Source organism: Rummeliibacillus sp. POC4 (assembly GCF_003576525.1).
In the GTDB taxonomy this organism is placed as follows: domain Bacteria; phylum Bacillota; class Bacilli; order Bacillales_A; family Planococcaceae; genus Rummeliibacillus.
The window spans coordinates 1-12,708 of the sequence record NZ_QWUA01000023.1 but is presented as its reverse complement, the minus strand read 5'-3'; the positions used below and the strand labels follow the sequence as shown (position 1 = coordinate 12,708).

The 12,708-nt window shown below is 34.2% G+C and carries 11 protein-coding genes; 8 read left to right on the top strand and 3 right to left on the bottom strand.

Annotated features, from left to right (window positions below; all coding sequences use genetic code 11):
• Positions 1 to 41: 41 nt before the first annotated feature.
• Both D1606_RS08850 and msrA read right to left on the bottom strand, forming a co-directional pair.
• A complete protein-coding gene (locus D1606_RS08850) occupies positions 42 to 956 on the bottom strand; it encodes an AEC family transporter (RefSeq protein WP_367269472.1) in 915 nt (304 codons plus the stop codon).
• Positions 957 to 1,172: 216 nt separating this feature from the next.
• Positions 1,173 to 1,703, bottom strand: a complete 531-nt coding sequence (gene msrA / locus D1606_RS08845; RefSeq protein WP_119415652.1) for a peptide-methionine (S)-S-oxide reductase MsrA — start codon at positions 1,701 to 1,703, stop codon at positions 1,173 to 1,175.
• Positions 1,704 to 1,822: 119 nt separating this feature from the next.
• On the opposite strand from msrA, the gene D1606_RS08840 reads away from it, so the two are divergent.
• The 8 genes from D1606_RS08840 to D1606_RS08800 all read left to right on the top strand — a co-directional run bounded on the left by D1606_RS08840 (position 1,823) and on the right by D1606_RS08800 (position 11,205).
• Positions 1,823 to 2,767 (top strand): LCP family protein, encoded by a 945-nt coding sequence (locus D1606_RS08840; RefSeq protein WP_119415651.1) that lies wholly within the window; start codon positions 1,823 to 1,825, stop codon positions 2,765 to 2,767.
• Between the two features lie 68 nt (positions 2,768 to 2,835).
• Entirely contained in the window at positions 2,836 to 4,044 is a 1,209-nt protein-coding gene (locus tag D1606_RS08835) for an AI-2E family transporter (RefSeq protein WP_199670705.1), read from the top strand.
• Positions 4,045 to 4,535: 491 nt separating this feature from the next.
• Positions 4,536 to 5,570 (top strand): N-acetyl-gamma-glutamyl-phosphate reductase, encoded by a 1,035-nt coding sequence (gene argC / locus D1606_RS08830; protein WP_199670703.1) that lies wholly within the window; start codon positions 4,536 to 4,538, stop codon positions 5,568 to 5,570.
• 14 nt (positions 5,571 to 5,584) lie between these two features.
• Positions 5,585 to 6,808 carry a bifunctional glutamate N-acetyltransferase/amino-acid acetyltransferase ArgJ gene (gene argJ, locus D1606_RS08825; RefSeq protein ID WP_119415648.1) on the top strand — a complete coding sequence of 408 codons (1,224 nt, stop codon included), beginning with the start codon at positions 5,585 to 5,587 and terminating at the stop codon, positions 6,806 to 6,808.
• Positions 6,771 to 7,550, top strand: coding sequence for an acetylglutamate kinase (gene argB / locus D1606_RS08820; RefSeq protein ID WP_119415647.1), 780 nt, complete (start codon positions 6,771 to 6,773; stop codon positions 7,548 to 7,550). The genes argJ and argB overlap by 38 nt, the downstream gene beginning before the upstream one ends.
• Positions 7,547 to 8,689 (top strand): acetylornithine transaminase, encoded by a 1,143-nt coding sequence (locus D1606_RS08815; protein WP_119415646.1) that lies wholly within the window; start codon positions 7,547 to 7,549, stop codon positions 8,687 to 8,689. The genes argB and D1606_RS08815 overlap by 4 nt, the downstream gene beginning before the upstream one ends.
• A 520-nt stretch (positions 8,690 to 9,209) precedes the next feature.
• A complete protein-coding gene (locus D1606_RS08805; RefSeq protein WP_119415644.1) occupies positions 9,210 to 9,512 on the top strand; it encodes a DUF4212 domain-containing protein in 303 nt (100 codons plus the stop codon).
• Positions 9,513 to 9,528: 16 nt separating this feature from the next.
• Entirely contained in the window at positions 9,529 to 11,205 is a 1,677-nt protein-coding gene (locus D1606_RS08800) for a sodium:solute symporter family protein (RefSeq protein WP_119415643.1), read from the top strand.
• A 145-nt stretch (positions 11,206 to 11,350) separates the two neighbouring features.
• Here D1606_RS08800 and D1606_RS08795 read toward each other — a convergent pair whose 3' ends face one another.
• Positions 11,351 to 12,532, bottom strand: a complete 1,182-nt coding sequence (locus tag D1606_RS08795) for an aminotransferase class I/II-fold pyridoxal phosphate-dependent enzyme (RefSeq protein ID WP_119415642.1) — start codon at positions 12,530 to 12,532, stop codon at positions 11,351 to 11,353.
• Positions 12,533 to 12,708: the final 176 nt, after the last annotated feature.

Sequence of the window (12,708 nt, the reverse complement as noted above, 5' to 3'; positions counted from 1 at the left end):
GCTTGCTTTAAAAGCAGAATTTACAATTGATAAAATATTGGCTATATACCAAGAAAATGTAGCACAATAGGGATACTAAAAATACTAATAATAGTTGTTACAAATGTAGTGAACGATACTAAATCTGGCTCTGTATCAAATTGTAAAGCCAACATCGTCGTATTTGCGGCTGCAGGCATAGCAGCTTGAATAATTAGGACAGATTTTATCAAATCACTAAGCGGCATGAACCATAGGATTGCGGTAGCAACTAGCGGCGAAATAATAATTCGAATAAAACTAACAGATGTTACAAAACGATATTGAACTCGAGTTTTAGAAATTGCTGCAAGTTGCATTCCTAATACAAGCATGACAAGTGGGATTGAGGCATCTGCGACCAAATCAACGCCATTCATAATTGCTTCAGGAACATGTACTTGAATAAGTTGGAGTACTATACCGAAAATAGATGCATATAAAACGGGCATTTGAAAAACGTTTTTAAGTGCTTGTCTGACAGTGGCTTTTCCTTTCCCACCGATAGCAGCAAAGAAAATACCAAGCGAATTCATGAACAATGAATGCAATACCATGATGATAACCGCTACATGAAAGCCTGGTGAACCAAGAGCAAATAATACAACGGGAGCCCCATAATTTCCACTATTCATAAAGACTGCACCTAGCATCATAGCTGATACTTCAGAACGTTCTGCTTTTAAAAAACGAGCCCAAATCCATGTAATGATAAATAAAAATAAAATCAAAAGGGAAGCAAACAAACATATGTATAAATAATCCATTGTCAGTGCAGTTGTATAAAATGTTCGAAATGCTAAAAATGGAGACATTAAATACAAAGATACTTTTGAAATCGTTCTAATATCAAAATTGATGAGCTTTTGTCCGATATAACCGATTAAAAAAACGATTAATACAGGTAAAATGATTAAAAATAAGTCCAATAATTTCACCTCTTTCAGTTTTCTTCTCTTATTATTTCATGTTAAGAAAGAATAACAAGTAGTTTTATAAGAAAAATGAATAATTAATAGATTTTATGAGGAAAAATACAAAAAGAGGCTGCCTCATAAGTATAAAGCTTACGATACAGCCTTTTTCAATGTATATGCATCCTTTGAATGCGAAAAACGTCAATAAATTTGTGCTATGCAATTGGATAGGAGATTTTACTTCCAATTTTCTTGGATGAACTTATCTCTACCAGATGCAGCTCGATCCTGTTTATAATGTTCTGGATTCTTTTTATAAAAATCTTGATGGTAATCTTCTGCTGGGTAAAAAGTTGTTGCAGCTTTTATCTCTGTAACAATCGGTTTTTTAAAACGACCGCTATTGGCTAAGTCTTGTTTAGATTTTTCTGCAACCATCTTTTGTTTATCTGAATGGTAGAAAATTGCAGTTCGATAGTTGCTTCCGCGATCTTGGAATTGCCCAGCATCGTCAGTAGGGTCAATTTGTTGCCAAAATAATTCTAGTAATTTTTCATATGGAAATATGGCTTCATCGAAAATTATTTGGACAACCTCTACATGACCAGTAGTGCCTTTTTTTACATCTTCATATGTAGGGTTTTCTAAATGTCCCCCCATATAACCTGAAGTGACACTGTGTATACCATCCCATTCAACAAATGGTTTTACCATACACCAAAAGCATCCGCCAGCAAAAGTAGCAGTTGAAAGAGTTGTTTCTGTCATATTTTGACCTCCTAAGTATTTTTTGGTCATTTTACTTGCGTAGAATAGTTTCTACTACTAATATGTAGTGTACACGATAACTTCTTTTAAAAAAAGAAGTAGTGAAAGGAGAAAGTCATATGGACGAAAAACGTCATACACATGTCCGTAAGAAAAAAAGAAAGTTAAGAAAAGGTCGTGCTTTTTTAACTATATTTATACTGCTGGCTATTATAGCTGGAGTTTATTCATATAACCAATATAAAGAAGGACAAAAACTTGCATCAAATGCTACAAAAAAGGTAGAACAATTTAAAGGAGATGCACAAACAAAGTCGAATATTGAAAATATACTTCTATTAGGTGTAGATTCCCGAGGTGAAGTAAGATCACGCACAGACTCTATGATATTAGTTTCTTGGAACAAAGATACAAACGATGTCAAGATGGTGTCCTTCATGCGAGATATTTATGCAAATATACCTGGTTACCAATCGTATAAGTTAAATACAGCCTATTATTTAGGTGGAGTTCAACTATTAAAGGATACATTAAAAAATACATTTGATGTTGAAATCAATCACTATGCTTTGATTGACTTTAAAAGTTTTGAAAAGTTAGTGGATATCGTTGCTCCAAACGGAGTTAAAGTATACGTAGATCATGATATGTCCGAAAATATAGGGGTTAGCCTTAAAAAAGGTGAACAAAGACTTAACGGGAAAGAATTGTTAGGATTTGCACGTTTCCGTCATGACAATCTAGGGGACTTTGGACGAGTTGATCGTCAACAAAAAGCATTAGAAGCCCTAAAAAAAGAAGCTCTTTCTCCAAAGAATTATAAAAATTACCCGAAACTGTTAGGTGCAGTTCAAGGATATGTACAATCAGATATGACAGACAGTCAAGAATTAGGCTATATGTTTTCAATTATCAAAGGAGGAAGTCCTAACATACAAAGATTAACGATTCCTGTTGAGCATAGCTATGATTATGGATTTTACCCACAAGCAGGGTCTGTACTTGATATTAATGTTGAAAAAAATCAACAAGCATTAGATAAATTTCTTGGTTCCAATCAGTAACAAAAGAGTATAATGGAAATAGTTAGATAGACAGAGAAGATTTTGTGTGTATAAGAGGGGGAAATTCATTGCAACCAGAAAAAAGTTCGTTTTTTAAAACAAGGTTTATCCAGTTTCTGGGTGGCAAAAATTTGTTGTTTGGGTTAGTTACATTATTGTTAGTCGGATGTATTATTTTTATCTATGAAAAAATTTCCTTTATCTTTTATCCTATTGTTGTTTTTTTAAGAACAGTTGTTTTACCAGTTATACTAGCTTTAATTTTGTATTACTTATTAAGACCTGTATTAAATCTATTGATGAAATGGAAAATTCCAAAAATATGGTCGATACTAATAATCTATGTTGCGGGGATTAGTATTATTTCATTGTTTGTGACACTAATATTTCCCTTTTTAAAAGAGCAATTTATGAATTTAATTCAGGAATTTCCGATTTACTTTATGCAAGTAGTTCACTCTATTCAAGATTTTTTAGAGAGTTCTAAACTGAATGATACTTTGGCAAAGTATAATTTTAATCTAAATGAAGTATTAAATAATATTTCAAATCAGTTAAATGATACGGTTAAAGATGGCGCGAAAGAATTAGGAACAGGTATTGCAACCGGAATAACTGGATTTATATCTACTTTAACAGGTATCGTAATTGCTTTAGTTACTGTACCGTTTATATTATTTTATCTTTTAAAAGATGGAGAAAAATTGCCGAATTTTGCAATGAAACTTCTACCACCTCGTATGAGAGAAGGAACTGCATTTGTTTTAAAACAAGCAGACCATCAAATTAGTAGTTACATTCAAGGTCAAATTTTAGTTGCTTTTTGTATTGGCATTATGGTAACGATAGGTTTTTTAATCATTGGATTGGATTACGCTGTTGTTTTAGGTTTCCTTGCTATGGTTACAAGCGTTGTACCATATTTAGGACCAATTATAGCAATTACACCTGCAGCAATTATAGCAATCGTAAATGCACCGTTAATGCTTTTAAAACTTGCAGTAGTTTGGACAATCGTACAATTTGTAGAAGGTAAATTTATTTCTCCACAAATAATGGGGAAATCACTTCATGTTCATCCGATTACTATAATTTTCGTACTATTAACAGCTGGATCTATCTTTGGTGTCCCTGGGGTAATCTTAGGTATTCCGGGTTATGCAGTCTTAAAAGTATTTATAACGCATTTCTTTTACTTATTTAAAAAGCGTTATAACAAGTATACAGATGATGTATCGCTAGAGTACGAGATAGAAGAATGGAAAAAAGAAAAATAGTCTAATAAATACAAAGAGGCAAATTGCCGTCTTCGGACGTCAGTTTGCCTTTTTTTAATTAGAAAATTTAAGTGGTTGCTAATATAGAATGAAAATATCGTTGTAGCTTTCAAGGAAAATAGCCCTGACGATGCTAACTGTGTATCTTACTATTATCTATGTTTGATTCATTATTCTTAGATTTACGTTCTAGTCAGTGACTTCTTGAATATGTATTCAATTTTCTTTATGAAATTTCAATTTTAGGGAACTAATTCAATATCCAGGAGTTGAAACACCCAAAAATTGGAAGATTAATATTTACATTTAAGATACACGATTAATATGAAATTAATTTTTGCATATTAAATTGAAATCGATTTGTTTTGTAACGATAAGAAAATACGCTTAAGTCCGTTAATTTAAAATTATTTGATAAATAATAAAAATACAGTTGACTTTATAAATATCCAACAATATAATAATAACATCATATACAAGAGGTGAGCGCAATGCAGGTTGGAATAATAGGAGCAACAGGATATGGTGGTCTTGAATTACTAAGGCTTTTGTATAATCATTCGAAGGTAGAAACAATTCATCTTTTCTCGTCATCAGAAGATGGTATTCCTTTTTCGAATAAATATACACATCTCCGAAAAATAATTGATCAGCCCTTACAAAAAATTGAACCTGAAGCATTGCGAAAATTGGATGTTATTTTTACTAGTACGCCATCTGGAGTTTCTAGTAAGTTAATTCCAGAAATACTTAATGAAAAAGTAAAAGTAATCGATTTATCAGGGGATTTTCGAATCAAGAACACTGAAGATTATGAAAAATGGTATAAGCTACCTTCAGCTCCTTTGCATATTATTGAAAAAAGTGTTTATGGTCTTACTGAATGGAATGAAAAACAAATTGAAAATGCTAATTTAATTGCTAATCCAGGATGTTATCCATCGGCAGTCTTATTATCATTATTACCACTACTGAAAGATAACTTAATAGATTCTAAAAGTTTAATAATAGATGCGAAAAGTGGAATAAGTGGTGCTGGAAATAAACCAAATGCCAACAACCACTTTTGTGAAACAAACGATAATACATCAATATACAAGATCAATCAGCATCAACATATTCCAGAGATTGAACAGGCTATGGCAATGTTTGCTGAAAAAAATAATCCAATCACTTTTTCTACACATTTAGTACCTATGAATCGTGGAATTATGGCAACTAGCTATGCAAATTTACAAGTTGGTGTTACAAAAGAAGATTTATATAACAGTCTTTATAATAAATATGAAAAGCATCCATTTGTACGAGTAATCGAAAACACTACAAAAATAAATACTAGCCAAGTTCGCGGAACAAACTATTGCGATATACATATAAATGTAGACGAACGTACAGGTAGGGCAACTATTATCTCAGTAATTGATAATTTAGTAAAAGGTGCAGCAGGTCAAGCAATTCAGAATATGAATGTAATGTTTGGTTATGAGATTACAACAGGATTAACACAAATTCCAATTTGGATATAAAGGGAGAGAGTATGTTGACAGTTACAGATATATTAAAAAGAAGTGCAAGTCATAATATTATTTCACCAAAAGGATTTAAAGCAGCAGGGATTCATTGTGGCCTTAAACACAAAAAGAAAGATATGGCATTGTTAGTCAGTGAAGTTCCAGCAAATGTGGCAGGTGTTTTCACAACGAATGTCATCAAGGCTGCTCCGTTATTACTTTCAAAAGACATTGTTCACAGCACTGGTAAAATGCAAGCAATCATCGTTAACTCTGGAAACGCAAATGCATGTACTGGTACTCAAGGTGCAGAAGACGCTTATACAATGCAGAAATTGACAGCTGAAAAGTTAAATATACCACAGAGTTTGGTAGGTGTATGTTCAACAGGTGTTATTGGTGAATTAATGCCAATGGATACTGTGAAAAAGGGAATTGAAACAATTAACCCCGGTACAGAATTGGAAGATGCACTTGATTTTTCACAAGCAATTTTAACAACGGATACTGTCACAAAACATACTGCTTACAGCATTAAAATTGATGATAAAGAGGTAATTATTGCAGGAGTTGCTAAAGGATCAGGTATGATTAAACCAAATATGGCAACAATGCTAGCGTATATCACAACTGATGCCAATATTAGTCATGAAACTCTCCAAGCACTATTAGCAGATACTACAGAAAAAACATTTAATGCGATTACAGTTGATGGAGATACATCTACAAACGATACAGTACTTGTCCTAGCAAATGGATTGGCAGAAAATAATGAATTAACACCAGATCATCCGGATTGGAATGTCTTTACGGAAGCTTTTAAATCTGCCTGCGAAGACCTATCTAAAATGATTGCAAAAGACGGAGAAGGTGCAACTAAACTAATTGAAGTAAATGTATCAGGCGCAAAAGATGATAAAGAGGCATTACAGATTGCAAAAACTGTAGTTGGTTCTTCACTAGTTAAAACAGCAGTCTTTGGTTGTGATGCAAACTGGGGAAGAGTTATTTGCGCAGTTGGATATAGTGGAATGACCGTTAAACCGGAAAATATTAAAATTCAAATTGGTTCAACACTTGTTGTGGAATCCGGAGAACCAATTGTATTTTCTGAAGAAGAAATAACGGAATATTTAAAACAAAATGAAGTGAAAATTTTAGTCGATATGGGAATTGGAGAAGGTAAAGGAACTGCATGGGGGTGTGATTTAACGTATGACTATGTCCAAATCAATGCCACATATAGATCATAAAACTATAGTGATAAAACTTGGTGGAAGTATACTAGGCGACTTAAACAGCTCATTTTTTGAGAAAGTCCAAAAGTATATAAAAAGTGGCTATCAAGTTGTTATAGTACATGGTGGTGGACCTGCTATTAATGCTAGCTTAGAGAAAAACAATATAGCATATAAGAAGGTTAATGGAATTCGTTTTACATCTAAAGAGGCAGTCAAAATCGTACAACATGCCCTTATCGAAGAAGTAAATCCTTACCTTACAAAGCAGCTAAATTCTGCAGGTATCTCATCCATTGGGTTAAATGGCATAGATAGTTCTATTTTTGAGAGCGATTTTCTTGATCAATCAGTTTATGGCTATGTTGGTGAAATTCAAAAAGTACATTTGTCTACGATTCAACAATATTTTGATGCAGGTAAAGTACCAGTCATTGCTTGTTTTGGTGCCACAAAAGATGGGATTCCACTAAATATAAATGGAGATACAGTAGCTAGCGATATAGCATTGGCGATTAAAGCAGATGCATTATTGTTAGTAACAGATACACCTGGCATTAGGATTAATAATGAGGTTCAACAAGAAGTAAACCCAGAGATTATTAGAAATTGGATTGAAACAAAGGATATATATGGTGGTATGATTCCGAAAGTTCAAGCAGCGATTGCATGTTTAGAAGAAGGAATTCCAGCTATACATATCGTCGATCAAAAGTTTCAAGGCACTAAAATTACAAAAGAAGGGGTGTTATTATGAGCGCACTATTCGGCAATTATAAAACTAGACCAATTCAAATTGTAAAGGGTAAAGGTACAACAGTTTGGGATGAAAATGGTAAATCCTATTTAGACTTTACAAGCGGAATCGCAGTATTAAGCTTAGGACACGCAAATCCAATATTGGTAGATACGATTAAGCATCAAAGTGAATTACTTTGGCACACTTCTAACCTCTTTGAAAATAAGTATCAAGAGAAATTAGCAGAGAAATTAGTCAAAGATACACATTTATCACATGCTTTCTTCTGTAATAGTGGTACGGAGGCAAATGAAGCAGCCATAAAATTAGCTAGAAAACATACTGGAAAGCATAAAATTATTACTTGCTTACATTCATTTCATGGTAGAACTTTTGGTTCCATGTCTGCAACTGGTCAAGAAAAAGTGCACAAAGGTTTTGGACCTATTGTCGAAAAATTTGAGTACATACCATTTAATGATGTAGATAGCTTACTGGCAAAAGTTGACGATGAGACAGCAGCTATTATGTTAGAAGTCGTACAAGGCGAAGGTGGCGTTCATGTAATTACACCTGAATTCGCACAAGCAATTCAAAAAATCTGTGATGAAAAAGGAATTTTATGTATCGTCGATGAAGTTCAAACGGGAATTGGTCGTACGGGTACAGCTTATGCTTATGAACAGACTGCATTAAAGCCTGATATTGTAACATTAGCAAAAGGTTTAGCTGGTGGTTTTCCAATTGGTGCTATGTTAGGAACCGCCGAATTATATGAAAGCTTTGGTCCGGGTACTCATGGTACTACGTTTGGTGGTAATCCATTAGCAATGGCAGTTGCGACAGCAGTTATTGAGGAAATTTTCACAAAAGCGTTTTTAAAAACTGTAACAGATAAATCGCAATATTTTAAAGAAAAATTGCAAGCGGCGTTACCTGCTTCTGTTGAAATAAGAGGGATGGGCCTCTTACTCGGAATAACTTGTGATAGCTCTTCAAAATTGGTTGAAATAACTGACAAAAATGGTTTACTACTTGTACCTGCAGGAGAAGATGTTGTCCGCTTACTTCCACCATTAACAGTAAGTTATGATGAAATAGATCAGGCTGTTGAAATATTACAAGCAGCAATTCCTGTAACTACAACAGTGAAATAACATCTGTGAATTAAAGCGCTCAGAGAATCGCCATTCACATGCAAATAACCTCTTTTAATTGTACTTCTTATAAAGAAATGGAACGGGTACCATTTCTATTATAGGAAGTACTTTTTTATGTTAAAAGTTGAATGGATAAAGATTGGAATTTAAGAGAAACTTTGTTTGTATTTTGCAGGTTCTTATAAAAATATTTGTATGATTTAGTATGTGCATCAAATTTTGTAGAATCAATCGATTAGGATTTTTTACTTTATTATCGTTTTATCTTGATCATTTCCAACATATATTAGAAGACGTTGAGATTATAGGAGGTGTTTTGTTGCTTCTGTTTCTTATCTTATTCACTAGTATTTGTCTTACCTATGCACTAATAAAAAAACGGTTCATTTTTCTTACCTTTCCTGTGGTTGCACTAATTATTTTAATGATAGTCAAGATAATTCTGGTACCGCTTCCTTTAAAGGAAACGTTTCAATTTATTTTTGATTTGAGATAGATTAATAGAAAGGTGGTCCGTATGAAAAAGATTGATAAAGAAGTTGCTGATGCTTATTTCCGTGAGAAAAATAGGTACATGTTTGTTTATTTTGCTCTTTGGTTTCTTGTGTCTTATGTTATGGTAGCGTTTGCAGACTCACTAACTGAAATTCAGTTTTTGGGATTCCCATTCCACTATTTTATGGGGGCATTTGGAGCGTTATTTACTTTCATTGTTTTACTGTTTGTAAATGCGATTGTCGGGGACAAAATTGATAAAAAATATGGGATTGATGATGAACGAAATAAAGAAATAGGTTCAAAAAACATGATAGATCACTAATGGAAGGAGGCTGAATATGGATAGTCAATTTTTAGTATCACTGGTGATTATACTATGTACATTTGCTTTATATATTGGAATAGCGGTATTTAATACTGCTAAGCAAACATCTGATTTTTATGTTGCTGGTCGTGGAGTACCTCCTATTTTTAATGGGATGGCGATTGGGGCAGACTGGATGAGTGCAGCATCCTTTATCGGAATGGCTGGTACTATCATGTTACTTGGCTATGATGGATTAGCCTATATTATGGGATGGACTGGCGGTTATTTATTTTTAACAATATTACTTGCACCTCAGCTTCGTAAATTTGGTCGCTTTACTGTACCTGAATTTATCGGAGACCGTTTTAATAGTAAGGCAGCGCTAAAAATTGCTGCTATATGTACAATTATTATAAGCTTCACGTATTCAATTGGGCAGCTATCAGGTTCTGGTGTAGTAATCGGACGTCTCTTTGAAATTGATGCTAAAATAGGAACACTGATCGGCGTTGTGTTAATTGCATTTTATGCTGCATTCGGTGGGATGAAAGGCATTACTTGGACACAAGTTGCACAATACGTTATTTTAATAATCGCATATTTAGTACCTGTTATTTTTATGTCATTACAATTAACTAGTAATCCTATACCGTGGATATCCTATGGTGAAATTGTAACAAAAATGGGGGAACTAGACCGAGAACTTGGAATCTCTGAATATTTTGCACCATTCACAAATGGAACTAAATGGCAGTTTTTAGCACTCATGTTTACATTAATGTGTGGTACAGCTGGACTTCCACATGTTATTGTACGTTTTTATACTGTAGGTACTATGAAGGCGGCTCGTTGGTCAGGCGCTTGGGCATTAGTTTTTATCGGACTTTTATATTTTAGTGCACCAGCTTATGCAGCCTTTGCTCGTTTTATTTTATTAACGGAAGTTGCTGGTAAAAAGATTGCTGAATTACCTTCGTGGACCCAATCATGGATTGATACAGGAAAATTAGGGATAGCCGATACGAATGGTGATGGCATACTTCAATGGGCTGAACTTACAATTGCTAACGATATTGTCGTAATGGCTACACCTGAAATTGCAAATCTAGGTATCTTTGTTATTGGACTAGTGGCTGCAGGTGCAATGGCAGCTGCACTATCTACAGCTGGTGGCTTAATGATTTCTATTTCTTCGTCGTTTGCACATGATATTTATTACCGCATTATCAATCCACAAGCATCTGAACGAAAACGTCTACTTATAGGTCGTATTTCAATTGTTGTTGCAACACTACTAGCTGGTCTTATTGCATTAAACCCACCTGGTGCCATTACCCAAATTGTTGCATGGGCATTTGCAATTGCTACCGGTACTTTCTTCCCTGCACTCGTATTAGGCGTCTGGTGGAAGCGGGCTAATGCAAAAGGAACTATGGCTGGCATGCTTGTCGGTTTAGCTGTGACACTTCTTTACATTTTTAGTGCAAAGTATGGTGGCTTTACGATATTAGGCATTATCGATACAGGCGCTGGTATTTTCGGGGCGATAGCTGCCTTCGCTACTAATATAATTGTGTCACTCTCAACACGTGCACCTTCACAAGAACTTCAGGACGCGGTTATAAACCTACGCTATCCAGAACAGATGATTTATAAAGACGGTGAAGTTTATTTAAATGAAGGCTCATCGAAGGATATAAAGAATTAAGAGGGGGAGCAGTTTACCCCCTTTTTTTATGGAATCAAAGTATTGGGGTTTTAGTTAATGAAAAGCTCCACTGGTTAAGCTTAAACAACAAAAAAGTTCAAACTTGTCAAGAAACAAATTTGAACTTTGAAATATAACTCAAAATTTATACGCCAACTTCAACTTTTGAAAGCTTTCCCAGACGTTCTACAGCCTCTTTAAGTAAAGATTCTTCTTGAACTAATGCTAGACGGACATAATTTTTACCGGCATCTCCAAATATTGAACCTGGAACCATTACAACGCCTGTTTTTTCAATTGCATGATATACAAAATCGATGTCGTTCATCTCTTGATTAGGATATTTTGCAAAAACAAACATTCCACCTTCTGATGGTGTAACATTCCAACCAATACTCTCTAAACCTTCGACTAAAATATGGTGACGTTTTGTAAACACAGAACGTAAACGGTCAGTGATTTCTTCAGCATGATCTAAAGCTACACATGCAGCATCTTGAATCGGTTGGTAAGTACCATAGTCAAGGTTCGATTTTAGTTCTTGTATAATCGAAATCATTTCAGCATTACCAGCAATATAAGCAATACGTGCTCCTGCTAAACTAAAACTTTTAGAAAGAGAATTGATTTCCATGCCAACTTCTTTTGCGCCAGGTGTAGATAAGAAACTCATAGGCTTGCCACCATCAAAATAGAATTCTGAGTATGCAGCGTCGTGAAGTACTATTATATTGTATTTTCTTGCAAATGCTACAACTTTAGCGAAAAATACTTCAGATGGCATTGCAGGTACAGGGTTACCAGGTAAATTTAAAATCATCATTTTTGCTTTTTCAGCAATTTCAACTGGAATCGCATCAAAGTCTGGTAAAAAAGAATTTTCTTCTAACAAAGGCATATAATAAGGAATTGCTTCTGCTAGGTGAATACCGGCATCATAGGCTACATAGGCGGGATTTGTTGTTAAAACATAATCTCCCGGGTTACAAAAGGCCATTGGTACATGAACTAAACCTTCTTGAGAACCCATAGTTTGAATAATTTCTGATTCGGGATCTAAATCTACATTACTACGACGTTTATAATAATTTGCAACAGCTTGGTAGAATTTTTTCGTTCCGCCCAAAGTATAACCGTAAGAACTTGCTAATGCTGCTTGATTAGAAAGTTCCATACGTACTTTTTCATCGGGGGGGAGGTCTGGGCTACCGAGACTTAAATCGATTAACTTAGTACCAGAAGCTGCTTTACGATTGGCGGCCGCTTTTAAATCTCCGAATATTGCTTTTGGAAACATAGCCATTTTTTTTGATCTTTCGATTTTCACTAGTAAGCACTCCTTAGTTAAAACTTAAATTTAACAATTATTTTATCATAGTTATCTATTATATAACAGTAAAAATTAGAAAAATTAAAAAACATAATCCGCATACAAAAACATATCCAGGAAGAATAGTCAAACTTAGTAGGTAATATAATAGATTTAATCTAAATATGTATAAA

What these genes read in the sequence shown, in the direction of transcription:
- D1606_RS08815 (WP_119415646.1), top strand. Translation starts at nt 7,547, where the DNA reads ATGAGCGCACTATTCGGCAATTATAAAACTAGACCAATTCAAATTGTA.
- D1606_RS08805 (WP_119415644.1), top strand. Translation starts at nt 9,210, where the DNA reads ATGAAAAAGATTGATAAAGAAGTTGCTGATGCTTATTTCCGTGAGAAA.
- argB (WP_119415647.1), top strand. Translation starts at nt 6,771, where the DNA reads ATGACTATGTCCAAATCAATGCCACATATAGATCATAAAACTATAGTG.
- D1606_RS08840 (WP_119415651.1), top strand. Translation starts at nt 1,823, where the DNA reads ATGGACGAAAAACGTCATACACATGTCCGTAAGAAAAAAAGAAAGTTA.
- D1606_RS08800 (WP_119415643.1), top strand. Translation starts at nt 9,529, where the DNA reads ATGGATAGTCAATTTTTAGTATCACTGGTGATTATACTATGTACATTT.
- argC (WP_199670703.1), top strand. Translation starts at nt 4,536, where the DNA reads ATGCAGGTTGGAATAATAGGAGCAACAGGATATGGTGGTCTTGAATTA.
- msrA (WP_119415652.1), bottom strand. Translation starts at nt 1,703, where the DNA reads ATGACAGAAACAACTCTTTCAACTGCTACTTTTGCTGGCGGATGCTTT.